The sequence below is a fragment of the Chryseobacterium sp. OV279 genome (genome assembly GCF_900128945.1).
Taxonomy (GTDB): domain Bacteria; phylum Bacteroidota; class Bacteroidia; order Flavobacteriales; family Weeksellaceae; genus Chryseobacterium.
This window is the reverse complement of sequence record NZ_FQUD01000004.1, coordinates 13,211-35,908: the sequence shown is the minus strand read 5'-3', so window position 1 is coordinate 35,908 and position 22,698 is coordinate 13,211. Positions and strand designations below refer to the sequence as shown.

The window sequence follows — 22,698 nt, the reverse complement described above, 5'->3', positions numbered from 1 at the left end:
TGTTTACAGTGAATTCGCTTTGCTTGTCACCATTCACTTTTACACTTTAATTCCTGTTCTCATTTTTGCACTTCGTGCTCTTGAGTTTTCCTCAATCTCTTTATCATCCGGGATGATCGCTTTACTCTTAAGCAATTCAAAGACCTTTTTATAATTCCCGTAGATATCTCTCTGCTGCTCGCCTTCAAACATTCCGTTTTTCAGGAACCTTTTTACCAGACGGTCTTCCAGTGAATGGTAAGAGATGACAACAAGTCTTCCTTCCGGCCTTAAGACATTCAGTGCCTGAACAAGCATTTCTTTTAATGCTTCCAACTCCTGGTTGACTTCTATTCTTATCGCCTGGAAAAGCTGAGCATAGAATTTATTCACCTTATGAGGCGGAAGGTAGCTGAAAAGCTTTTTCAAATCCTCAGTGGTGGTGATGGTCTTTGTTTTTCTGTGATGAACGATGTCTCTTGCCAGTTTTCTTGCTTCTCTCAGTTCTCCGTAGTGGTAAAAGATATCGGCAAGTTCGGTTTCTTCATATTCATTGATCACTCTCTTGGCATCAAGACTCTGCATGACGTTCATTCTCATATCCAGAGGTGCATTGTTTCTGGTAGAGAAACCTCTTTCTGCCTCATCAAACTGATGGGATGAAACACCAAGATCGGCCAATACGCCGTCTACGTTAGAAATCCCATACATCAGCATAGAATTTTCCAGAAACCTGAAATTCTGATTCACCAGCGTAAATCTGGGATCATCGATCGTATTTTTTAGGGCATCCAGATCCTGGTCGAAACTAAAAAGTTTCCCCTTCTCTGAAAGTCTGCTCAGAATTTCTCTTGAGTGGCCTCCTCCTCCAAAAGTGCAGTCCACGTATATTCCGTCAGGATTCGTCACCAAATCATCAACGCTCTGCTTCAATAAAACGGGGTTGTGGTACATACTTAATTGTGTTTTTTACCTTGCCTTTTACAGCAAGCGCGGTTTATTCTTCATCGAAAGCGCCCATCACATCTTCGGCCAGGCTCGCAAAATCAGCTTCGTTGGTAGAGATCACCTTTTCATAGGCTTCTTTATCCCAAATTTCAAAAAGCTCTCCTGCGCTGGTAATCACCGTGTCTTTCTGAAGATTTGCAAAAGTCACCAGATCTTTTGAGATCTGAAGTCTTCCTGCATTGTCCAGCTCTACTGTTTTTACCCCTGCCGTAAACATTCGAATGAAATCAGCATTCTTTTTAATGAATCTGTTTAGCTTATTAATTTTGCCCATCAGTTGGTCCCACGCATTCATGGGATAAACTTCCAGGCAAGGTTGGAACACAGATCTCTTGACTACAAACGCCTTATCGTCGAAGTTTTCCATCTGTTTGATCAGGGAGGAGGGAACTTTTAACCGGCCTTTGTCGTCAATTTTACACTCATATGTTCCAATGAAACTTTTCATTTGGGACAAATTTATATAATAATTTCCAAAATTTCCCACTTTTTCCCACTTTTTGACTTAATGTTAATAAGTTTTATTAAAGATTCAATTTCATAGGGGTAAGTCTTTGATATTTTGGGTGTTGTAAAAACTATTATTCAGGCCATAGTAAAGGGGTTTTGAAAAAAGTCAATAAAAAGGGGGATATTATATTATTTTTACTTTAAATTAGGGTAATCAAAATTTTTTTGAGGTTTAATTTGTATTTTTGCAGAGCTTTATTAAGGCATTTTATGATATTTAGTACAAAAAAAGAAAAGAAATATACTTTTATAGAGGCGGGAGAAGGACATCCATTGGTGCTGTTGCACGGTTTAATGGGTGGTTTGAGTAATTTCGATAAGATGGTAGATTTTTTTTCGGATAAGGGGTTCAAGGTATATGTTCCTCAGTTGCCTATCTACGATCTGCCGGTACTCAATACGAATCTTACGACCCTTGCAAAATATATTATCAAGTTTATAGAGAGCCATATCTCCGAACCTGTCACCATTGTAGGAAACTCTATGGGTGGTCATGTGGGGCTTATTATGACTTTGGCAAGACCGGATCTGGTAAATAATCTTGTTTTAACAGGGAGTTCGGGATTGTATGAAAGAACTTTCGGGGACAGTTTCCCGAGAAAAAATGACCGTTCCTATATAAGGAAGAAGACGGAAGAGGTTTTTTATGACCCGGCTATCGCTACAGAAGATCTTGTAGACGAGGTTTTCTCTGTGGTGAACGACAGAATGAAAGGGATAAAGACGGTAATGCTGGCCAGAAGCGCCATCAAACACAATATGCTGAATGACCTTCCGAAGATTGTGACACCCACATGTTTGATCTGGGGAAGACAGGATAATGTAACTCCTCCTGAAGTGGCTGAAGATATGCATAAGTTTATCCCGAATTCAGATCTCTTCTGGATCGAGAAATGCGGACATGCTGCGATGATGGAAAAACCGGACGAGTTCAATGAAATTCTCTACAACTGGTTAAAAGATAAAGTTTAAAACAAATAATAATAAACCATTAAGAGCTTTTCTTAATGGTTTGTTTTTCTAAAAAATATTCAAAAATGGTTATAAAAACGGCAGAATTTGTAAAAAGTAGCGGGAAATGGCAGGAATGTCCTGAACCTACGATGCCTGAGTATGCTTTTATCGGAAGGTCTAATGTTGGGAAATCCTCATTGATCAATGCAATGATGAATCATAAGGACTTGGCAAAGACTTCCGGAACTCCGGGGAAAACTCAGCTGATCAATCATTTTTTAGTGAATGGAAACTGGTATCTGACAGATTTACCGGGTTATGGATATGCAAAGGTTTCAAAATCGATCAGAAAGGATTTTGAAAAATTGATCACCAACTACATCCTGAACAGAAGAAATCTGGTGAATCTTTTTGTGTTGGTAGATTCCCGACATACGCCACAAAAGATCGATCTTGAATTTATCCAGTGGTGCGGGGAAAGTGGAATTCCTTTTTCCATTGTTTTCACAAAAGCAGATAAACTGAAGCCGAATGTTACGATTCAAAATGTAGAAAATTATAAAAATGAGCTGCATAAAACATGGGATGATCTTCCTGAATTGTATGTGACTTCTGCAGAAAAGAAAACAGGCGGCGATGAAATTCTGAACTTCATTCAGACTACGAATGAATTCCTGAAAAATAATAGTGTAAATTTTGAGGATGAGTAATATAATCTGGAAAATTAAAAGCTTCGATGAGTTTACGGTTCCTGAGCTGTATGCCATCTTAAAAGCACGTATTGATGTTTTTGTGATCGAACAGAACTGTCCATACCCTGATCTGGATAATAACGATCAGAAAGGAATTCACATCTGGGCGGAAGAAGACGGGCAGATCCTTGCGTACTGCCGTGTTTTTGACAAAGGAATCAAGTATGATGAAACTTCTTTTGGAAGGGTTCTTACTACAGAGCAGGCGAGGGGTAAAAACCTGGGAAGACAATTAATCAGATATGCTGTAGAAACGATAGAAAACCGTTTCCATACGTCTGAGATTAAGATTTCAGCACAGGATTATTTATTAAGATTTTATTCCGAATTCGGATTTGTAGATACCGGGAAGAAATACCTGGAAGACGATATTCCGCATACGGAAATGATAAGAAAATAGAAAAGCGAAGAGAAATCTTCGCTTTTTTTGTGGATGTATGGGGAGTGTGTTTTTACTATTTGCCTGTAATGGTTTTTAAAATAATAGGCTCTAAGTTGGAAGGTAAATCCGCGGATTTTATCTGATATTTTTTAATTTTCATTTCTTTAAACCAATTTTCCCAGTATTCTTTGATGACGGCTTCTTCAAATGGGTTTCCTTTTTCCGGATTGATCCCGAGTACGATAATTTCCAAATTGCTTAAATTATCGTTGGCTTTTACAAAACCAAAATTATTTTTCTCAATGTTTGTTTTGAAATCAGATGTGGTTAAGTGGTTTGCTTTAATAAGCTTTGAGGTTAAATAAGAGGTCTTTGTCTTTTCTGAAAACTTAGAATTTTCGTGATACATATATCCGTCTGTCAAAATAAACAGGATATTTCTGTGGTCTTCTTTTACACAATAATCATTGACCTTATTTTTAAAAAACTCCCAGATATCAGAGCCTACAAATTTTCCGTCTTTAATGGCAGATTGGTAGATGTTTGCGGGTAATTCAGCATATTTTCTTTCAACGTTGCTGATATAGGCTTTGTTCGTATTTTGATTAAAAGAAACTTTAAGCTCCTTAGTAAAGTCATTGATTTTAGGATCAGAAGGTTCCGGATTGAAGAAAACCTGCATCTGATCATTGAATGTAATGATTTTCTTTGTTTTGATGTGATTCAGAAATCCTTTTTCGATCGCTTTGATGTATTCTGTATCCCGTTGGTAATACTCCATTGTGGCATTGGGATTTGTTTTGGGATCAATTCTGTCGGATAGATCGATCAGAATGCTGACATTGATATTGTTTAGATCAACGGAATCCTTTGGAGGAAGAGTGGGATGACCTATTTTGTTACAGGAAGCTAAAGATATAATGAGTAGGAGGAACAGTATTTTTTTCATAGCAAGTAATTTTATAATGCGGATAAATAAACTAAATTTTGATTGTCAGAGTTGGCCCCTACATCTTCCAGATTGGTGCTGTAGGTGTCAATACAGCTGTCAATCATTGTTTGTTTTTCCGTTTTTGAAACGGCTATTTTCTCACCGATGTAGGTAACCCAGCCCTGAACATATTCTGAGGCATAAAGCTTGTAATCTTTGGTCGGAATGATCACTCCGTCAATGATATTCTGAAGTTCTTCAATTCTACCGCGTGTTTTTATGACAAGCTCTTTGGTGCTTCCTATATTGCTGAGGATATCTTCAATGTCTTTTTTAAGAACATTAATTTTATCCTGTAGGAACAGCACATTTTTCTGTCTGATTTCCTGCTCGTTTTTAATTTTATCTTTTTCCCGGTGCTCCTTCATGACAAAGTCGAAAACCAATCCCCAGATAATGTACACAATGAATCCGGCGAAAATAATTCCCCAAAACTGGTTTTTCATAAAAGCGATTTTAAGATCGAATGGGGGAGAGTCGAAGGTTTTGTTCAGTTCATATAATTTAGACTCGATTTCGTAGGCTAAAATAGCATCGAAGATGAAAGTGACGATGAATAGCAGTCCCAGTTTGATATAGTTGAGCGTGGTTTTATTTTCACTGAACATATGGATCAAAAAGCCAAGTCCCAAGAAGACAAATGGAATCAGGGTGACGAAGGCGCCTTCTATCAGGCCTTCATTCCAGGCTTTGCTGAGAGCCTGTGCGTCTAAAACACTTTGAATAACCGTACTTCTTGCATCAAAACTTTTAAAAAATGCCGAATAGGAAGTAGAGATATAAAATGTAAGCAGATATAAACTGATGGGAATCAGAAGAATCGCTCCGATCCAGAATTTTGTGGAAGCGCCTTTCGTAGCCTTTACATTGTATTTTTCCGGATTTCTGGGTAAATCGTTGATCTCCGCTTTTAAGGTTTCAATTTTATCCTGATGATCTTCAATTTCGGTATTTTTATTTTTCAGCTGCTCTTCTTTGGTTTCCAAAGAGACCGTTAATGCTTTGATCTCTGTCTCTCTGTTTTTTTGTTCATTGACATACGCTTCTTTAAGCTTTTGTTGCTTTTCCACCATTTCTTTTTCCTCATTCTGGAACTTGGAGTACACGGCATCGAGACAAATGAAGAGCGTTGTGTGATTTCCATTATTCCTGGCGCTGTCTCTGTAGCCGGATTCATGGTATGTGCGTTTTCTGTTTTCCTCCTGGGATTCTGCATGGGGATCAGGTTCCGGTTCTGGAGATTTCTCTTCCGGAGTTTCAATAGGAATTGATTTTAATTTGAATAAGTTTTTAATATTGGTCGTCATGATCAGTTAATTTTTTAATTCATATAAAATATCTGTTTTATTTTTTCCGGTTTTTACAGCGGTTATCAAATAATCGACAATCGCTTTTACGTTTTCTTCCAGAAATCCAAACATCAGAACATACTTTTCCATTGCAGAATATTCGTTCGGAGAAACCACCCCATCTGCCCAGATCATTACTGTAAGATCGTACAGATAATCTACTTTTTCCTCAATGGTCTTGGGAACCAATGATTTAAAATTAATAGGATTTAAAAGGATCTCGTCCAGATTTTTAGGAGAAATGCCTCTTTCTTCCGCGCATTTATAAAGCATTTTCAGTTCCAGGGCACTGAAATCATCGTCACAGATTGCCATTTGGTAAAGCCTTAAAAAATGAGCCTTAAGATTTTCAGTAATTTGAATATTTTCCATTATTGGATTCATTTTCTTTTGGTTTTTTTGGATTAATAATAATATCCCTGGAATGGAATCTCGGTTGAGTAGGTTGCGCCGCCGTTTCTTCTGTATTTTCTATAACATCTTCCTTTTTCTGCTCCGGTTTTTCAACAAATGCAATCAACAGAAATAGAATTCCCGTGATGATATCAAGCGGAATCCATATACTTTTTCTATAAAGATAAATAGGGAAAACAGGGTTGAAAAGAATGAGAATAAAAAAGAATATTAAACTGAACAAATATTGTTTAAAACGTAGCGCATTATATAAAACGAGCAGAGCTCCGATGGAGATGAGAATTCTCAAAATAGTATAATATTCTATAGGAAGCCTGAAAACAGCGATGAAACAGCAGATCGCACATAAGGTAAGAAAAGGTTTCATGGGATAAGGTTTTAAAATCCGGTCTTGAGATTATATTTGTAATTAAAATGATCTTCAGACATAAAAATTAAAATGAAAAAATCAATCAGTGCAATGAATGCAGGAATAAATGTCCAACAGAATAATAAATAAAATAATCCCAATTTATTCTGACCTAAATAAAATCTGTGAATGCCGAGTCCGCCTAAAAAGAAGGCAAGTATTGCGGAGGTAAATTTTGATTTCATATTTTTAAACTCTTGATAATATTTCGTTCTTTTTACTTTCAAATTCTTCCATAGAAATAATTCCATTATCCACTAATCCTTTCAGTTTCTGTAAGACGGCAAAAGGGTCTTCGGCCTCTATAAGATTTGTGGAGGGCTGTGTGGTTTGAAAAGGTTGTGCTATGATCGGAGTGGCATTATTTACAGTGACGCCACCTGCTGACGCTCTTCGGACCTCCAGATCTTTTTCTCTTCTTACGCCTCTCATTCTCTCCTCAATTTCCTGGGCAAACTGGTAAAGTTTTCTGGCTTGGGCTTTTGGAAGATAATCCATCATATTGCTGTAATTGCTTACGGTCTTCATTGTAAAAGTAGCCCCTAAAATTCCTTCTTTAATATGGCAGTCTGCAACATCTACCCAATTGTAATCCTGGAAATCCATAGATAGTCCAAAGTTTTTAGGCCGGCAGAAAATAATTCTTCTGTTGGTAAGTGCTATACAATCTGGAGAAAAATTCATAGCAGGTTTCTTTTGTACTGCAATATATTCTACAAACTCCTGTGATGTTATTAGATCATTAATCCTCTCCAAAAGCTTTTCAACCGCTTTTGGATCTTGTTCTTCGTTTAAAAATTTCTTTAAATTCATGATGTTTTGTTTTTAAGTTATTTTACATCTTTATCATACACATATCCCACTTTTCCGCTTTTTTTCACTTGTACTTTATACCAGGAATTTTGTTTGGACAGCTTTTTTAATTCTGTGTTTTTTGGAACGACCTCTATAACTTTAGACTTTAGAAAAGGTTTTTCATAGATATTGGTAACTGCAACGCCAGCAAAATACCGGTTATTGGTATTGATGTTAACTTCATCAATGCGGATTTTTGGGGAACCATACGATTTACTTTTTTTAGTGTAATATGGATCCGAAGATGCTTTGGATTTCTTTTTCTTTGAGGATGATTTCTTCCCGTAAGAACCACCACTGCATACGCCGCAGCTTCCGCCGGAAGAACAATGGGCGCATCCCGAACAATTGGAGCAGGCGCTGCAGGAGGCAGAACCGGTACATCTCCCGCCATGAGATGAGCTTTCAGAACCGGAAAGACCGAAAGACCCGGCTGTAAAAGTACCGATACATAGGATGAGTATAGAAATGAACGTTTTCATGGTATTTTAAATTAAATTATATATTGGGTTTCAATAGAGATCGTTACAAAAATCAAAAAGAGCTTTCATGGGTATTAGTTTTGTTAGTTATAGTTTTCTAAGGTTTTATGAAGTTCCTGCTTGAAATTGTATATTTCATCCAGATTATTGATTAGTATTTTTTCTCCTGCTTCTTTACCGTTATGAAAGGTTTCCAGATATTTGTTAGCCGTATTAAAATGTAATCTGCAGATGGGTTTTCTGTTGTTATCATCCAGTAAAATCCCGAAATAGGATAATGTATCTCTGTAGGCAATTCTTGCAGAAGGTATTTTTTCTCTTAAAATCGCTTTTACGATCTGAAATCCTTCCAGTTCTTCCTCAGTGGTGACAATCTTCGAATCACTGTTTTCATCGATGGATGTAGGAATTTTCATTCCTTCCTCCTGTTTTTCAATCTGCTCATTGATGCTTAATGCAGATTTAAGCCTAAAACTGATGGATTCATTGATGGAAGTGGTCAATGCCTTTTTGGTATATTCCTTAAAAGAAACCATTCTGTTGGCGGTCATTGGCTTTTCAAAGAATCGGCCGACTAATAATTTAACGAGTTCATCAGATGGGGTTTCAATCTCTTTTTCAAACTCCTTTCTGATTGCTTTGATGTATTTTAAGGCTTCGGCAGAGTCTAAAATACTTTCAAGGTTGTAATCTTTTTTGGTAAAACTTTCAAGAATTTTGATTGAACTGTCTTTTAAATCTTCAATATTAATGGTGAAAAAAGGTTTTTCGTCCATAATATTGGGTTTTTCCAGATCAGTATAGAAATTATAGACGATTCCATTGGTAAGCACACCAAACCGTGTTTTTGAAACATGATAATACCGGTGAAGCTGAGAATTATGTGCGTCTGCATTTTCTTTCCAATGCTTACATTCTATAATAAAAATAGGCTGGTCATTGTGTTTGATGACATAATCTACTTTCTCACCCTTTTTTGTTCCGATGTCGCAGATGTGTTCCGGGATCACTTCAGTCGGATTGAATATATCGTATCCTAAAATCTGTATAAAAGGCATTACAAAAGCATTTTTTGTAGCTTCTTCCGTACTGATCTGTTCTTTTAGGCCGACTACTTTCTGGTGTAACTGTTCAAGTTTAATTTTGAGATCCATAGTTTTGTTTTTAAAGCGTTTCGTCAACTATATCAGCCGTAGGAGCATTTTTTTTCACAGAAGAAATTCCAACTTCCATTGAGGATTTGGAGCTGTAATACTGGCTTTTACCAATGATTTCCCCATTTCTTGCTTTGAGTACAAAATAATCTTTCTCATTCTTAGCAATTCTTCTGTCGTATCTTGAGTCCTCCTGAGAATTGATCCTCACAGAGTCAATGCCTTTTAGACAGGATGCTTTCTGAACGTAGCCTTCGCTGGTTAAAATAATTTCGCCGTTTTCGGCTTTCAGATTGAACTGAAACTCATTGTTGACTCTTTTTGTGATGACAAATTTTTCCATAATCATTATTTAGCTAGTGTGACATTCGTTTGAACATGTTTTACACCCATTTGATTGAGTGTCTGTTTTCTTGGATTCTTTTACTGCATCCTTACACGAAGAATATTCGCCCAGGTATTTCCTGTTGGCAGGATCCGGGAGGTATCTGCAGTCTTCATGATGAACTTCATGATCTCCGTTGCTTTGCGCTCTTTTGTTTACGTAATACTTTTTCATATTATTTATTTTAAATGTTTTTAACACTTCAAAAGTAGAACGATTAAAAAACCAATCCTTACGGGAATCCGTAAAACAAAAAACCTTTCAAAATTTTTGAAAGGTTGATAGAGTTATGGGTTTTAAGTGATAAGTTATTGGATGTAGGTAGTTCATAGTTCAAACTGTGAAACCCGTATCCCGAATATTATGTACTTCCTCAAAACATGATTAAATAATTCCGAGGTCTTTGCAGAAAGCAACAAGGTGCTCATTACTGGAAACCTCAAGATCTTCCTTCAGGCTGTTCAGCTTTTTTTCTACACTGCTTAAGCTGTAAGGTTTAATATCTTTTTCTTGGAGATGCAGAGGAATATTTTTCTGCAAAATTCCTTTTGACAGGAGAGATACCAAAGCGATATCATAAGCAGAAAACTCGTAACTGTTCAGTTTTTTGACTTCCTGTTTCAAATCAAAGGATAAATAATTTTCATCAATGAAAACAGAGGCAATGGATTTTTTCAATTCTTTGGAATCGTTTCTGGCCTTACGGACATAGCCGTTGATTTTGAACTCATTAAACAGTGAATCAATAATTCCGGTTTTATGTTCTGCAGAAAAAACAATTACTTTTAAGGATGGCTGCAATTCTTTTACCTTCTGTATCAGATCTCTTCCGTCTTTAAGTTTTTGTTCACGATGATCTTCTTCATAGTAAAGATCTGTGATCAGAAGGTCATAAGGGGCATCCTCACGGATGGCTTTTTGAACTTTGGCTAATGCATCATCACAATAGTATACATAATCAACTTTTGGAATGTTGAGCTCTTCCAATGTTTTCTGGATAGAAATACTGATGCTTTCGTGGTCTTCGGCTATTAAAATTTTTTTGAACATTCGTTTAGGTCTTTTTTAGGAAACAGGAAATGAGATATTAATTTTCAGCCCCTGTTCAGATTTATTGTCAAAAATAATCGCTCCATTTATTTCCGCAATACGGGAATCCGTACTAGTGAGGCCATTTTTATAAATCATTTCTCCCGGAACCCCGATACCATTGTCTGTATACTGTATTTTGACTGTCTTATCAATTCTTTCAAATTTAAAGACAACACGTGAAGCCTGACTGTGTTTTTTCATATTCACCAGCAGTTCCCGTAGGACTTGATAGACCTCATCGAAAGAAGATTGGGAAATACCAGCCCAGATTTCAGTATCATTCCCTACCGTATAGGTTTGTGTATTTTCGTTTTTAAAAGAGGCAATGAGGCTTGATATTTTCTCATGAAAATCTTTGCTGTCGTTTTCATGATCAGGTTTTTCGTAGGAAATATCTCTCGATTTCTCGTAAACAAATTCCAGTTCATCAAGGGCATTTTCCTTATCAAAGTCTTCCTGGTTTTCTATTTTGGTCATTACTTGGTAAATACCGTTGGCTACGACGTCGTGGACTTTTTTAGAGATTTTGAGTTGGTTTTCTTTAATCTTAAGCTCATTTTCTTGTTTGAGTCTTTTTTTTCTTCTCTTGTATAGAAAGAAGCCTCCTATTAGAAGAACTGATAAAGTGCCTAAACCTATATTTCTTTTTAAAAGGTCCACTTTATTTTCTGCGTTTTTTGCCTTTATTTTTTCAACATCAAACCTTATAATGGCGAATTGGTTTTTCGCTTTACTTCTTGCAGTTTGTATACTGTCATTAATAGCATTAAATCTTTTGAAGTTTTTTAAATAATTTTTAGGATCTAAATGAATTATCCTTTTCAGTGCTTGGGCTTGGTCGTCAGGGCTTTTAATTTTCTCAGCCGTTGTTAATAAATAATTTGCAAAAAGTAATGATTTTTCTCGATTTTTATCTGCAAAATAATCTGATATAGTTGCAAAACTGGAGTTTTGTTCTATAGTTTCTTTTAATTTGGATCTTATTTCTAATGCCTTATATAGCTCAGGTAAGGGATTATAATTTTTATCTTCTAAAAATTTGGCTTTTGCTAAATTGTTTAATGCTCTTGAATAATTAATGCTATCTTTTGCTAAGATTGCAGTATTTAGATATTTTTGAGCCAGTTTATTGTTTCCTTGGAGGATTAATACATCACCAATGTTATTATAATAAATAAATTTATTTTCACCAATATTTGCATACTTCAACGCTTGAATATAAAATTTTGCTGATTCATCATAGTTTTGCAGAAATGAAGACGAAATAGCCATGTTATTAAAATTTGATGCAAGAGTGCTTCTGACGGTACTATCTCTCTCATTTTTTAATAGGTTATTGGCCTCCAATGATGTTTCAATACCACCATAAAAATCACCTTTTTTAGTTTGTAATATTGCCATATTAACAAGTGATTTTGCGGCTCCTATTGAATCGTGGTCCTTTAAATATTCACTTTTCGCTAAATTATAATAATAGAATGCTGAATCTGTAACATTTGTATTTCTAAAATTTCTTGCTTCTATATAAAATGAATTATCTCCACTTATTTTTTTTTCCTTACATGAAAATAATAATAGCAAGATGAATATACGAGGAAATATCTTTTGCATGGAATTGGTTTTATCCTGCAAAGTAATAAAAAGAGCAGATTTATGCAATCTGCTCTTTTTTTAATTATGGATGACTGACAGGTGGTGGTGTTTGCCCTGTATTGCCACTAATTGGTCCTCCTCCGTTTCCATTTCCGTCTCCCGGATTTAAACCTTCTCCATCAGAACTCGTCTGCATTGTGACCGGATTAGGCTGGTTCGTTGTACAAGCTGCCGTATTGGCGTTATTATTTGAAAATGCTAAACCTAATAGCATTAATATGAACTGAATCATTTCCTTAAAATTTTGAAGTTTTTAGACTGTTTTTCTTCCTCTCGTGGTTTTTGACCACGAGCAGTACACGTTTAAAATTTCGAAGCGCTTCTAATTTTTTTGGGAAGTGAACCTTCAAAAACGGAGGAGAAACATCTGCTTCCCAACCCGGAGTTTTCCTCCGTTTTATCTGGTGAGTTTTGAAATCAGTTTCGTATTTTTGTTTTTTGTAATGTTTTGTTTCTCACTGATTTCTATGGCAAAGTAACGGCGAAAGGGAAAGTAGGGGTTAGAAAGTTTTTGGAAAGTTTTTGGAAAGTTTTGTACGGAAAACCGTAATGTTTTTAGTGTCAGACAGAGTATTTTCGACCTAATTTATTTAGTATGTCAAAATTTTTACCCCAAAAAAGAAAATTGTTGGAAGATGTCTATGAGAAGGCGTCTAACGCCACACCCGAAACATCATTCAGCGGAATATTAAAATCTTTGGAAAAAGATTTGTTAGATGATTTTAAAATATTTCTCAGTTATAAAACTTTTGAAACATATTATAAAACGATTGTGGAAAAAGATGAGGATTATAATATCAAACTGACGATTCTAAATGACTTAAGTTGTTATGTTGGATATGACAGCTTCAGAGACTATTGTTTAGATTGGAAGACTATAGAGTATACGGTAAGCCAGACACTTTCTAAAATAGTGATAAACATTACCAATAAACCGATCTTTACGATGCCTGAGTTTATGAAACAAAATGGTTTGGGAGTATTTGGATTTATTTTTATTGCATTGCTAATAACAGGAGGGATTGTTTTTTCGGGAGATAAAAGAAAAGTACGTGAAAACTCGATGCTTTCTCTTCTTATGAGCCCAGAAACCCCAAGAGAATGTATGTATTGGGATAAGACTGAATATAAACCTATAGAGTGTACAGACAAAAACCCACATCGAAACCTTGTTCCTGTGGATAGTGTCAGATTAAAGCATTTCAAAAAAATTACTAGAAAAGATACATTGACTGTGGGTAATGGTATGGGAGTAACATGGTATTCCAAATTTAATGGAGAAGTAGAGTTTTTTACAATGGATGGAAAAGACCCGGACACCGGAAGAGAATTGAAATCATCAACACCCCATATTCTTGACAAATACGCTGGCAAGCCAAACTAATTCAATAAAGAACAAATCTGATTTTTTACAGAAAAAAAGCGAATACCTATTTGATATTCGCTTTGTTATTTAGTCTTCGTTCAGCATTCCCAACTCTCCATAATGTTTTTTAAACTTCTGGATCTTTGGGCCTACAACTGCGCTGCAGTAAGGTTGGTTTGGATTGACGTTATAATATCCCTGATGATACTGTTCTGCCGGCCAGAACTTCTCAAACGCGGTAACTTCTGTGACGTAGGTTCCAGGCCATTTTCCTGATGCTTCAGATTTTTTTAGGGCCTCTTCAGCTTTAGCCTTTTCAGCTTCGTCTTTGTAATAAATGACAGAACGGTATTGGGTTCCGATGTCATTGCCCTGTCGGTTCAGTTGGGTAGGATCGTGAAGGAAGAAGAATACATCCATCAGCTGTGCATAAGAAATGATATTGGGATCAAACGTAATCTGTACCACTTCCGCATGTCCGGTTTCGCCTGTACATACTTCTTCATAAGTAGGATTGTCTTTGTGGCCACCCGAATATCCCGAGATGGCAGAATGAACGCCTTTAAGCATATTGAAACAGCTTTCCACACACCAGAAGCATCCGCCTCCGAAAGTGATCTGTTCTAAATTATTGTTATTCATTGTCTGTTGATTATTTTATTTGTGGTTTTTCCTTTTCAGCGATGGCATAAAATCAGTAAAAAACCAATCAAAAGTATGAAAAAGTTTTTCATTTTGGGTGAGAAATGCGATGATTTAAAACAGAATTGATACGCAGTTTTTTAATTGCTGAGAAATATTTAACCGGATAAGTTGGATCAACGCAATGACGCAATGCTGAATGTTAAGAGCGTTTTTAAGACGCAGGAAAGTCGAAAGTTTTCAGTAAAATGATGATGAGATTGCTTCGTCGCTGCGCTCCTCGCAATGACAGCGGGATACAATTTTATAGGAGATAAAATCCTTGCGCCTTAAAGCATTCGAATCAGGAAAATACTTTGCGCCTTTGCGAGAACCAACAATAAAATCCGTGGATTAGGTACTTGATTAGAAAATAACAACTTACTCCAAACAAAAAAAGCACCCCAAAGGATGCTTTCATTATTATTTTAATGTCGTTTTTCAGTTATTTTTCCCAAACCAAAGCACTTGCTCCAAGAATGGCAGCATCGGCTTCATCCAGTTCACTGAAAACCAATTTTACTTTATTTCTAAAGATTGGAAGAAGGTTTCTCTCCATGTGAAGTTTGGCGGGCTTTAAAATAAAATCTCCGGCCTTTATTACGCCTCCAAATAAAAGAATAGCCTCAGGGGAAGAGAACATCACGAAATTAGCTAATGCCTCACCCAGCTTCTGTCCTGTATATCTGAATACCTCAATAGCGATAAGATCGCCTTTCAATGCACACTCATGTACCGTTTTTGAGTTGATGGTTTCTTCAGGATACTGGTTCAGCATAGATTCAGGAAACTCTGCTCTCATCTTTTTAGCGGTGATGGCAATTCCTGTTGCGGATGCATACGCTTCCAGACTTCCTTCAGATCCTGTACTCCAGTGCTTTCTTCCACCCGGTTTTACAATGGTGTGACCCAATTCTCCGGCAAAACCGTCATGTCCGTAAATCAGACTTCCGTTGGAAATAATTCCACTGCCTACACCGGTTCCCAAAGTGATCATGATGAAGTCTTTCATTCCGCGTGCTGCTCCGAAAAGCATTTCTCCAAGGGCTGCCGCATTGGCATCATTGGTGATGGTACACGGAAGATCGAATTTGGCCTTCATCAGGTCGCTGAAAGGAACGAGTCCCTTCCAGGGTAAATTGGGTGCCTGTTCTATGGTTCCTTTATAATAGTTGGCATTCGGAGCACCTACCCCGATACCGTCAAAGTTTTTTTCTGTACCGTATTTATCGATCAGGGGTTTTACCTGTTCGTATAAAGCATCGATAAAGTCTTCTACCTGCTCGTATTCATCAGTTCTCAGATTTCCTTTTTCCAGAACTTCACCGCGGTGGTTCACCACTCCGAATTTTGTATTGGTTCCGCCGATATCAATTCCGAGAGCAACCTGTTTTGATAAATCTATTAATGACATTTCTATTTATAAATTCTAAAGGGTTAAAATTATAAAAAAGATTGTATTAATGGATTATTAACAAAACTTTTATTTAAAAAACTTTTACGCTGTTTTTACCGGTTTCTTTTTTCTTCTTCCCCACCAAATCATGAATCCTGTCACAGGCAGTGATGCACAGATCAGACTGACAACAAATGCGATGATCTTTGTAGGGAGTCCTAAAATGGCTCCAACGTGGATGTCGTAGTTGGCGTTTACTGCTTTCTCCCCGAAATTTTTGTCCTTTGGATCATGCGTGTGAAGAAGCTCTCCTGAGTTTTCATCAAAGATCAGACTGCTGCTTTTATGGTAAGAATAAGACAGATGCTTTACATAGACTTCAAAGTTTGGGTGCTCGTGGTCATCCATATGCTCATGGCCAAGATCAATCGCAAAGCCGAATGCATTCGGGTATTTCAGAATAACGGTATTGATAACTTTATCCAGTGTTCCTTCTGTTCTTAATTCTATCGGAGCTTTGGTTTTAATGTGGGAGAAATCCGGATATTTCGTTTCTCCACCAGAGAAGATCACGTAAATCATCGCCTGCACCACGAAGTAAGCATAAAACAATCCTGTGATGGTGAAGACTAAAGCAAAGATGGATGAATAAAAGCCTAAGATATTGTGAAGGTCATAATTCTTTCGTTTCCAGCTTTTGATATTTTTCCATTTGAATGAGAAACGCTGTTTTCTTGCTGCCTTGTTTTTAGGCCACCAAAGTACAATTCCTGTAATAAGCATAATTAGGAAGATGATCACCGGGATCCCTACTACATAAGGTCCCCAGTCCTGCTTCAACAGGAAGCTCCAATGGATCATTTTTACGATATTGAAAAAACCGTTCTTTTCATCATAAACTCTAAGTACTTTTCCGTTATAAGGGTTTACATAAGCCGCCTTATAGACAGGAAGTTCTTCAAAATAATTCCAGGCTTTCGTATTATGCTCGTACCAGTAAAATACATAGGATCTCTTTTTGTCGATAGGAATATTAACCCAATGGACCGGATATTTTTCTTTTACCTGCTCCACAACGGCCTTTTCCATCAGTCGGATGGGAAGAACCTTTTTCTGATCTATATTCTGTTCATTGTGAAAGATCACATCCTTTCTGGTCAGGTTTTCTATTTCGTCTTTAAAAACGTACAGCGCTCCTGTAATAGAAATGATAAAGATCAGAAACCCAATCCCCAGACCAAACCACAAATGCAGTTTGGCAGACCATTTTTTAAAGAAACCCGGCTTATTTTTATGATGATGTTTTTTCTTCATATCTCAATTCAAAGTAGCACAAAGATAAGTTTTACTTTTTATTTAGTTTAATTAAAATTTATACTCAATCATTGCGGTACCTCTCGCTCCCAATGAATTCACGAACTCGCTGTCACGGGCAGACCACCATGCAATCGCCGGCTGGTACATTTTGTTGAATACGTTTTCTAGCCCTAAAGAGACTTTCCAGTTTCTATTGACTTCGTAGCTTGCTTTAAAGTTGAAAACAGTATAATCAGGAACATAACCTTCTCCGTATACATACAGTCCTGTTTTTGCATTAGGCTGGAATCTGTCCTGTTCAAAGGCATGCAGCATATCAAGACCAAGAGATAATGTCGGAATAGGTCTGAACTGAACATAGGCCAGAACTTTAGGCGCAGAAATTCTGCTGTTGTTGATCTTAGCTGAATAATCTCCATCATCTTTTACAGAAGTAATTCCTTCCATCCAGCTGTAGCTTCCTCCAAAATTAACCCATCTGGTCGGTGTGAAATGAAGAAATCCTTCAACCCCGTAAACAATTTCCGGTGATCTCTGAATGGTTAATGCTCTGTCCGGGCTCTGTACAAATGAAGCACCCAGTTTTGAAGTACTTACATAAGAGGTGATCTCGTAGTTGACCCATTTAGAAATCTGTCCCGTAGCACCAAATTCATAGTTATTCACGATGATTGGTTTTGTTTCAAGATTTTGAATGGTTCCCTGAGTAGATGTTCTCAGAATTCTTCCAAGCTCGTTGATCGAGTAGGACTGTGAAAAACTTCCGAACAGGTTTAGGAAAGGTTCAACGTTGTAGCGTACCCCTAAATTGGCTACCAATGCATTGTATTTTAGCTTTCCTCCGTTTACGAAAATACTTGTGGTAAAGGTTCCGTCACTTTTAATAGAAGAAAGGGTATTAAAGTCACCTGCCTTCACGCTCATGTTTTCGTAGCGAAGACCTCCTTTGATGGTCAGTTTCTTTAATAAATCAACTTTAACCAATAAGAAAGGAGCGAGGTTGGTCATGTTCATGTCCGGTGTCCAGTAGCGGCCGTCTTCCAGCTTCTGGACCGTCTGGTCATTCAGGATATCCATTCCGTACATGATTTCGGCCTGTGAATTCTGAGCGGTCCAAAGTTTGGTGTCAAAGTTAATTCTGGCTCCGTATTTTTTAGAGATCACATTGGACTGTCCACCTCCGAAGAATGTGTCACTGTATCCATACACTGTTTTAAAATCCTGCATATAGGCATTGAAATTCAGTGAAGTGGTTCCCCAAAATAGATTTTGGTTATCGTAATTGATCCTGAAATTATGGTTTTTAGGAGTTCCCTGAGGAGTCGTTTCAAGATTTTTTCCTACGCCTTCCCCAATGGTTGGTTTAATGCCATATTTCCCGGTTACCAGTCCTAAGCTGAGGTCAGATCTGGAGGAATATCCGATGTAGGAAGCTTCAATCCTTTGATCTTTGTTGATATCATATCCGATTTTAAGCATTCCGTTGTAGTTGTTCATCTTTGCGGTGCTGTAGGTCGGGGAAAGGCTTACTCCGTCTGCATCCTTCATGTAGCCTGTTTTTTCATAGGCAAGAGAGAAAACATAGTCGAATTTATTCACCTTTCCGGATAATAGCTGGCTCGCTCTTACTCCTAAAGTTCCGCCATAAGCCTGTCCTGTAAAGCCTATCTGGCTCAATCCTGAAATGTTTTTATCGGACTTGCTTCTTCTGGTGATATAGTTGATAATTCCACCATCGGCACCGTTTCCGTAGATGGATGAAGCTCCTTTGATGACTTCGATTCTTTCAATCACTGAAGGATCAATAGACCTGATGTCTCTTGCTCCGTTTCTGAGTGGCGTGGACTGGGGAATTCCGTCGATAAGGACAAGAACCTGGCGACCTCTTAAAGTCTGTCCTGTGTTGGAAGTCTGCCCGGAGTTGGTTCCTAAACTGGGAACGGTATACTGAAGAATACTGGTGATGTCTGAATTAACGGTCAGCTGAGACTGGATCTGCTTTTCGGCAACGATGGTTACTGAGCTAGGTATTTCTTTGATACTTTCTTTTTTTCTGGAAGCAGTCATCACGACTTCATCCACGCTGTTGGTCTGGACACTGTCTTTAACCTGTGCAAAAACAGTTGCCGAGCCTAAGCATGCGGCTGATAAGAGCGCTTTTTTCATTATATTTTCTTTCCTTGTTTTTTTTGTTTTCCCCACCATACCAGAAACCCTGTGACAGGAAGTGAAGTACAGATGAGCCCTGTAATGAACCATAAGATTTTTCCAAACAGCCCAAAATAGGATCCTGTGTGGATGTCGTAATTGGCATTGGCATATTTCTCCGCGTTGTTCAGTTTCTGATGAGGTTTTTCCGCCAGCAGTTTTCCTGAATATTTGTCAAACACCAATGAATTTCTTTCGCTGAAACGTCCCTCTTCTCCGTATATGGTCACCGGGATGTTTTTCAATTCCTTTCCTTTCTTATTTTTTCCGTTCAGTGGAATTCTGAAACTGGAAGAATGGGCATAGCGTTTTCTCGTTTCCTGAGCCGTAAGATCATAGACCGAAGGGTTTTTAGCCATCAGAGAATCAGGAGATTTAATTTCTTTTTCTTTCGGCTGTTCCAATGATCCTGACAGGGCAAGATTGAACGTGTTTTTCACATACGGATACGCAAAATAGATTCCTGTAATGCTCATCAGTAATGCGAAAAATGAAGCATAGAAACCCAATACATTATGGAGATCGTAGTTTTTACGTTTCCAGGTTTTTACATTTTCCCAGCTGAACCAGAAACGGCCTTTTCTTGCTTTTTTATTTTTGGGCCACCATAATACAATTCCGGTGATAAGCATGAAGATAAACAGCACGGTAGGAATTCCTACGACGTATTTTCCCCATTCGGAATTCAGAAGAAGGCTCCAGTGGATGTATTTCAGAATGTTGAAAAAGTTGTATTTTTCATCGTAAACAGCCAGTATTTTTCCGGTGTACTGATCTACATAGACCAGCTTATTGATTTTAACTTCCTCAAAATAATTCCAGCCTTTTTTATTTTTTTCATAGTAAGAAAAACGGTAAGATTTATTTTTGTCCAAAGAAATTTCCACGGCATTCACCGGAAACTTTTCATTGAGTTCCAGACTGACTTTTTCCTTCAGGATGGCTATAGAAATGGGAGACACTGTGGTTTCCTTCACATACATGTCTTCTTTTCGCAGGCTGTTCTGTATCTCGTCTTTAAAAACATACAGCGTTCCGGTAAGCGAAACAATGAAAACAATGATACCAACGGACAAACCAAACCACAAATGCAGTTTGGCAGACCATTTTTTTGTAAAAGAAACTTTCTTTTTATGGGGGTGCTTTTTCTTCATAGCAAAAAGTTAACCTCCGAAGAGGCTAACTTTTGATTATTTAAAATTTATATCCTATTGATAGTCTCCAGTTACGCGGAGCATTGTAGATCCATGCGTACGAACCGTCATCTGACCTGTAGCCACTGTAAAGCTTTCTGTTCAGAACATTATTCAGCAATAGATTAACATCGAATTTTTTAGCAGTATAAGAAATACCGAAGTTGGTGTCAAAGTAATCTTCCAGGCTCTGGTCGTATTTTGCGGTGGTTCCAAACCAAGATTGTCTTCCTCCCTGATACTTATATCCTGCAGAAATACCGAATCCTTTTAGATTGCCATGTTCAAATCTGTAGCTTAACCACGTATTCTGTACGTTTTTAGCATTTCCGGGAGACTGCTGACCTATTTTTGAAGCATCACTGTCTTTGATTGTTTTAGCATCTGTATAAGCATAGTTGATCACTACATTTAATCCTTTTACAATTTCTCCTTTAATATCAGCTTCGAAACCTCTGGCTCTCTGTTCACCAGTAGCTACTGAAAGACCACTACCAGGACGAGCGGGATCAGATGTAAATATATTTTGTCTTCTTATATCATATACTGCAAATGTTGAATTCCATTTCCCGCCAAACCAGTCTTTTTTAATTCCGACTTCAAGGTTCTGGCCTCTGAAAGGTGTGGTAAGAGGAACACCTTTAGGATTGGTTTCAGAGTACTGCACAGCTGACTGCGGTACAAATGTTTTATCAAAGACTCCATATGCGGAGAAATCATCACTGAAAGAGTAGCTTGCTCCAACTCTTGGGGTAAATTCACCTGCTTTATCTTTAGGAACAATATTTCCTTCGGAGTAAAATGGATATCCTGCGAAAGTGGTCCCGCTTGTATATCTTCCTGCTAAAGTAAGACGCAGCTTATTATTGAACATTTCTATCTGATCCTGTGCATAATAAGAAGTGTATTTTACGCCTTGATCGTTATAGAAAGGAGCAGCAGAGTTTAAAGTGTAAAAACTGTCAGGAGGCAAGGTAGATGGATTTACTCCATATTGCACATTCTGAATATTGATCGGATAAACTCCAGGACCATATCCAGAGAAGTCTGCATTGTATTTTCTATCTCCGTAGTCAAATCCTGCGATAATTTTATGCACGATGTTTCCTGTATTCAGACTACCTCTTAAATACGTCTGGAAAATATGATTTTTCCCAACAGCCTGCCAGTTGCTTACTGTTCTGTTGAAGATATTTTTATCGTTCGGGTCAAAAGTTCCCCACCATGAGCCCCCGTCATAGTTCATATCCATGTAAGCATATTGTGTACTCCACACCCAGTCTTTGAATAATTTCTGATCCAGGGTTAAGAATAAGCTTTGATCCTTCACTTCTGTTTTTTTGAAGTTTGGGTCATTAAAGTTAGTATGAACATTTAATGAAGCATAACCGTCTTGAGACATTAAATAAGCTCCCGGCTGATTGAATTTTAAAAACTGATAGTTGTACTGTGCCGTGAATGTCGTTGTTTTTGTTGGTCTGAAAGTAATAGACGGAGCCACAATTATTTTGCTGGTCTTATCATTTTCTGACCATGATTTGTTGGAACTACTCATTAAGTTTAAACGGTAATCCAATACACCATCTTTCACGATAACGCCGTCAAGATCTGCTTCTCCTCTGAAAAGATTGTAGCTTCCCGTTGTGAATCTTACACTATTGGCAAATTTTCCTGTTGGTTTTTTTGTTACCACATTGTAAAATCCTGCCGGATCACCCATAGATCCCATGAATCCTGCCGGTCCTTTTACGAATTCTATCCTGTCAATGATAGATGCATCCGGGTTGATAGGTCCCCAAGTAGAGGAAACATTCATTCCGTTCATGTAGGTTGCGATACTTGCTCCTCTCATGAAAACGTTGGAATACACATTGTCCCAGTGTTCTACTTTTCTGGCACCACTTACGTTACGGACAATTCCTTCAGACATATTTAAAGTGATCTGGTCATTCAAAACCTGACCGCTGATGGACTGTACGTTTTGTGGAAGTTCAATAATCGGGGTTTGCAGTCTTAATGATCCCGAAACCTCGTTAAGTTTATATTTCTGATAGTATCTTCCGTTGACAACAACTTCTTCGATGTCATTTGATTTAATCGTATCTTTTTGCTGAGCTAAGGTTAACATGGATGTTAATAATGCTGCTCCTATCGTTATTCTTTTCATT

General features: G+C 37.5%; 25 protein-coding genes. 4 read left to right on the top strand and 21 right to left on the bottom strand.

All coding sequences use genetic code 11. The features are described 5' to 3' along the window. Positions 1–39: 39 nt before the first annotated feature. Both rsmH and mraZ read right to left on the bottom strand, forming a co-directional pair. On the bottom strand, positions 40–933 hold the full coding sequence (gene rsmH, locus BUA72_RS17235; protein ID WP_034724616.1) for a 16S rRNA (cytosine(1402)-N(4))-methyltransferase RsmH: 894 nt from the start codon (positions 931–933) through the stop codon (positions 40–42). 43 nt (positions 934–976) lie between these two features. Further along, complete coding sequence (gene mraZ / locus BUA72_RS17230; protein WP_034724617.1) at positions 977–1,435, bottom strand: division/cell wall cluster transcriptional repressor MraZ; 459 nt, start codon at positions 1,433–1,435, stop codon at positions 977–979. A gap of 272 nt (positions 1,436–1,707) precedes the next feature. Here mraZ and BUA72_RS17225 point away from each other — a divergent pair, with 272 nt between their 5' ends. The 3 genes from BUA72_RS17225 (at position 1,708) to BUA72_RS17215 (ending at position 3,603) form a co-directional block, all read left to right on the top strand. Beyond that, complete coding sequence (locus tag BUA72_RS17225) at positions 1,708–2,469, top strand: alpha/beta fold hydrolase (protein ID WP_047456501.1); 762 nt, start codon at positions 1,708–1,710, stop codon at positions 2,467–2,469. 65 nt (positions 2,470–2,534) lie between these two features. Then, complete coding sequence (gene yihA, locus BUA72_RS17220) at positions 2,535–3,161, top strand: ribosome biogenesis GTP-binding protein YihA/YsxC (protein WP_072925026.1); 627 nt, start codon at positions 2,535–2,537, stop codon at positions 3,159–3,161. Further along, positions 3,154–3,603, top strand: coding sequence for a GNAT family N-acetyltransferase (locus BUA72_RS17215; protein WP_047456499.1), 450 nt, complete (start codon positions 3,154–3,156; stop codon positions 3,601–3,603). The genes yihA and BUA72_RS17215 overlap by 8 nt, the downstream gene beginning before the upstream one ends. 55 nt (positions 3,604–3,658) lie before the next feature. Here the strand turns inward: BUA72_RS17215 and BUA72_RS17210 are convergent, their stop codons facing one another. The 13 genes from BUA72_RS17210 to BUA72_RS17150 form a co-directional block, all read right to left on the bottom strand. Then, positions 3,659–4,534, bottom strand: coding sequence for a hypothetical protein (locus tag BUA72_RS17210; protein WP_072924233.1), 876 nt, complete (start codon positions 4,532–4,534; stop codon positions 3,659–3,661). Positions 4,535–4,545: 11 nt separating this feature from the next. Further along, positions 4,546–5,883, bottom strand: coding sequence for a coiled-coil domain-containing protein (locus BUA72_RS17205; protein WP_072924232.1), 1,338 nt, complete (start codon positions 5,881–5,883; stop codon positions 4,546–4,548). A gap of 6 nt (positions 5,884–5,889) precedes the next feature. Then, positions 5,890–6,297: a hypothetical protein gene (locus BUA72_RS17200; RefSeq protein WP_072924230.1), complete on the bottom strand. Its 408-nt coding sequence runs from the start codon at positions 6,295–6,297 to the stop codon at positions 5,890–5,892. Continuing rightward, a complete protein-coding gene (locus BUA72_RS17195) occupies positions 6,275–6,706 on the bottom strand; it encodes a DUF6804 family protein (RefSeq protein WP_072924229.1) in 432 nt (143 codons plus the stop codon). The genes BUA72_RS17200 and BUA72_RS17195 overlap by 23 nt, the downstream gene beginning before the upstream one ends. Before the next feature lie 11 nt (positions 6,707–6,717). Next, positions 6,718–6,933, bottom strand: coding sequence for a TM2 domain-containing protein (locus BUA72_RS17190; protein ID WP_072925025.1), 216 nt, complete (start codon positions 6,931–6,933; stop codon positions 6,718–6,720). Between the two features lie 4 nt (positions 6,934–6,937). Further along, positions 6,938–7,561 carry a PH domain-containing protein gene (locus tag BUA72_RS17185; RefSeq protein WP_072924227.1) on the bottom strand — a complete coding sequence of 208 codons (624 nt, stop codon included), beginning with the start codon at positions 7,559–7,561 and terminating at the stop codon, positions 6,938–6,940. Positions 7,562–7,578: 17 nt separating this feature from the next. Beyond that, positions 7,579–8,085 (bottom strand): SH3 domain-containing protein, encoded by a 507-nt coding sequence (locus BUA72_RS17180; RefSeq protein ID WP_072924226.1) that lies wholly within the window; start codon positions 8,083–8,085, stop codon positions 7,579–7,581. A gap of 83 nt (positions 8,086–8,168) precedes the next feature. Further along, positions 8,169–9,239, bottom strand: coding sequence for a type I restriction endonuclease (locus BUA72_RS17175; protein WP_072924224.1), 1,071 nt, complete (start codon positions 9,237–9,239; stop codon positions 8,169–8,171). A gap of 10 nt (positions 9,240–9,249) precedes the next feature. After that, a complete protein-coding gene (locus BUA72_RS17170; RefSeq protein ID WP_072925023.1) occupies positions 9,250–9,582 on the bottom strand; it encodes a YegP family protein in 333 nt (110 codons plus the stop codon). A 9-nt stretch (positions 9,583–9,591) separates the two neighbouring features. Then, complete coding sequence (locus BUA72_RS17165; RefSeq protein ID WP_072924222.1) at positions 9,592–9,798, bottom strand: hypothetical protein; 207 nt, start codon at positions 9,796–9,798, stop codon at positions 9,592–9,594. Positions 9,799–10,008: 210 nt separating this feature from the next. Beyond that, complete coding sequence (locus BUA72_RS17160; protein ID WP_072924221.1) at positions 10,009–10,674, bottom strand: response regulator; 666 nt, start codon at positions 10,672–10,674, stop codon at positions 10,009–10,011. Positions 10,675–10,689: 15 nt separating this feature from the next. Continuing rightward, on the bottom strand, positions 10,690–12,327 hold the full coding sequence (locus BUA72_RS17155; protein ID WP_083544242.1) for a tetratricopeptide repeat-containing sensor histidine kinase: 1,638 nt from the start codon (positions 12,325–12,327) through the stop codon (positions 10,690–10,692). 64 nt (positions 12,328–12,391) lie between these two features. Next, a complete protein-coding gene (locus tag BUA72_RS17150) occupies positions 12,392–12,601 on the bottom strand; it encodes a hypothetical protein (RefSeq protein WP_139259639.1) in 210 nt (69 codons plus the stop codon). A 363-nt stretch (positions 12,602–12,964) separates the two neighbouring features. On the opposite strand from BUA72_RS17150, the gene BUA72_RS17145 reads away from it, so the two are divergent. Next, entirely contained in the window at positions 12,965–13,753 is a 789-nt protein-coding gene (locus BUA72_RS17145; RefSeq protein ID WP_072924217.1) for a hypothetical protein, read from the top strand. A gap of 69 nt (positions 13,754–13,822) precedes the next feature. On the opposite strand, the gene msrA is transcribed toward BUA72_RS17145, so the two are convergent. The 6 genes from msrA to BUA72_RS17115 form a co-directional block, all read right to left on the bottom strand. Continuing rightward, entirely contained in the window at positions 13,823–14,377 is a 555-nt protein-coding gene (gene msrA, locus BUA72_RS17140; protein WP_072924216.1) for a peptide-methionine (S)-S-oxide reductase MsrA, read from the bottom strand. Positions 14,378–14,861: 484 nt separating this feature from the next. Continuing rightward, positions 14,862–15,830: an ROK family protein gene (locus BUA72_RS17135; protein WP_034724626.1), complete on the bottom strand. Its 969-nt coding sequence runs from the start codon at positions 15,828–15,830 to the stop codon at positions 14,862–14,864. Between the two features lie 84 nt (positions 15,831–15,914). Continuing rightward, positions 15,915–17,126: a PepSY-associated TM helix domain-containing protein gene (locus BUA72_RS17130; protein WP_072924214.1), complete on the bottom strand. Its 1,212-nt coding sequence runs from the start codon at positions 17,124–17,126 to the stop codon at positions 15,915–15,917. 51 nt (positions 17,127–17,177) lie between these two features. Further along, on the bottom strand, positions 17,178–19,295 hold the full coding sequence (locus BUA72_RS17125; RefSeq protein ID WP_072925020.1) for a TonB-dependent receptor: 2,118 nt from the start codon (positions 19,293–19,295) through the stop codon (positions 17,178–17,180). Then, positions 19,295–20,491, bottom strand: coding sequence for a PepSY-associated TM helix domain-containing protein (locus BUA72_RS17120; protein WP_072924212.1), 1,197 nt, complete (start codon positions 20,489–20,491; stop codon positions 19,295–19,297). The genes BUA72_RS17125 and BUA72_RS17120 overlap by 1 nt, the downstream gene beginning before the upstream one ends. Positions 20,492–20,531: 40 nt before the next feature. Beyond that, positions 20,532–22,697 (bottom strand): TonB-dependent siderophore receptor, encoded by a 2,166-nt coding sequence (locus BUA72_RS17115; protein ID WP_072924210.1) that lies wholly within the window; start codon positions 22,695–22,697, stop codon positions 20,532–20,534. Position 22,698: the final 1 nt, after the last annotated feature.

What these genes read in the sequence shown, in the direction of transcription:
- rsmH (WP_034724616.1), bottom strand. Translation starts at nt 933, where the DNA reads ATGTACCACAACCCCGTTTTATTGAAGCAGAGCGTTGATGATTTGGTG.
- mraZ (WP_034724617.1), bottom strand. Translation starts at nt 1,435, where the DNA reads ATGAAAAGTTTCATTGGAACATATGAGTGTAAAATTGACGACAAAGGC.
- BUA72_RS17225 (WP_047456501.1), top strand. Translation starts at nt 1,708, where the DNA reads ATGATATTTAGTACAAAAAAAGAAAAGAAATATACTTTTATAGAGGCG.
- yihA (WP_072925026.1), top strand. Translation starts at nt 2,535, where the DNA reads ATGGTTATAAAAACGGCAGAATTTGTAAAAAGTAGCGGGAAATGGCAG.
- BUA72_RS17215 (WP_047456499.1), top strand. Translation starts at nt 3,154, where the DNA reads ATGAGTAATATAATCTGGAAAATTAAAAGCTTCGATGAGTTTACGGTT.
- BUA72_RS17210 (WP_072924233.1), bottom strand. Translation starts at nt 4,534, where the DNA reads ATGAAAAAAATACTGTTCCTCCTACTCATTATATCTTTAGCTTCCTGT.
- BUA72_RS17205 (WP_072924232.1), bottom strand. Translation starts at nt 5,883, where the DNA reads ATGACGACCAATATTAAAAACTTATTCAAATTAAAATCAATTCCTATT.
- BUA72_RS17200 (WP_072924230.1), bottom strand. Translation starts at nt 6,297, where the DNA reads ATGGAAAATATTCAAATTACTGAAAATCTTAAGGCTCATTTTTTAAGG.
- BUA72_RS17195 (WP_072924229.1), bottom strand. Translation starts at nt 6,706, where the DNA reads ATGAAACCTTTTCTTACCTTATGTGCGATCTGCTGTTTCATCGCTGTT.
- BUA72_RS17190 (WP_072925025.1), bottom strand. Translation starts at nt 6,933, where the DNA reads ATGAAATCAAAATTTACCTCCGCAATACTTGCCTTCTTTTTAGGCGGA.
- BUA72_RS17185 (WP_072924227.1), bottom strand. Translation starts at nt 7,561, where the DNA reads ATGAATTTAAAGAAATTTTTAAACGAAGAACAAGATCCAAAAGCGGTT.
- BUA72_RS17180 (WP_072924226.1), bottom strand. Translation starts at nt 8,085, where the DNA reads ATGAAAACGTTCATTTCTATACTCATCCTATGTATCGGTACTTTTACA.
- BUA72_RS17175 (WP_072924224.1), bottom strand. Translation starts at nt 9,239, where the DNA reads ATGGATCTCAAAATTAAACTTGAACAGTTACACCAGAAAGTAGTCGGC.
- BUA72_RS17170 (WP_072925023.1), bottom strand. Translation starts at nt 9,582, where the DNA reads ATGGAAAAATTTGTCATCACAAAAAGAGTCAACAATGAGTTTCAGTTC.
- BUA72_RS17165 (WP_072924222.1), bottom strand. Translation starts at nt 9,798, where the DNA reads ATGAAAAAGTATTACGTAAACAAAAGAGCGCAAAGCAACGGAGATCAT.
- BUA72_RS17160 (WP_072924221.1), bottom strand. Translation starts at nt 10,674, where the DNA reads ATGTTCAAAAAAATTTTAATAGCCGAAGACCACGAAAGCATCAGTATT.
- BUA72_RS17155 (WP_083544242.1), bottom strand. Translation starts at nt 12,327, where the DNA reads ATGCAAAAGATATTTCCTCGTATATTCATCTTGCTATTATTATTTTCA.
- BUA72_RS17150 (WP_139259639.1), bottom strand. Translation starts at nt 12,601, where the DNA reads ATGATTCAGTTCATATTAATGCTATTAGGTTTAGCATTTTCAAATAAT.
- BUA72_RS17145 (WP_072924217.1), top strand. Translation starts at nt 12,965, where the DNA reads ATGTCAAAATTTTTACCCCAAAAAAGAAAATTGTTGGAAGATGTCTAT.
- msrA (WP_072924216.1), bottom strand. Translation starts at nt 14,377, where the DNA reads ATGAATAACAATAATTTAGAACAGATCACTTTCGGAGGCGGATGCTTC.
- BUA72_RS17135 (WP_034724626.1), bottom strand. Translation starts at nt 15,830, where the DNA reads ATGTCATTAATAGATTTATCAAAACAGGTTGCTCTCGGAATTGATATC.
- BUA72_RS17130 (WP_072924214.1), bottom strand. Translation starts at nt 17,126, where the DNA reads ATGAAGAAAAAACATCATCATAAAAATAAGCCGGGTTTCTTTAAAAAA.
- BUA72_RS17125 (WP_072925020.1), bottom strand. Translation starts at nt 19,295, where the DNA reads ATGAAAAAAGCGCTCTTATCAGCCGCATGCTTAGGCTCGGCAACTGTT.
- BUA72_RS17120 (WP_072924212.1), bottom strand. Translation starts at nt 20,491, where the DNA reads ATGAAGAAAAAGCACCCCCATAAAAAGAAAGTTTCTTTTACAAAAAAA.
- BUA72_RS17115 (WP_072924210.1), bottom strand. Translation starts at nt 22,697, where the DNA reads ATGAAAAGAATAACGATAGGAGCAGCATTATTAACATCCATGTTAACC.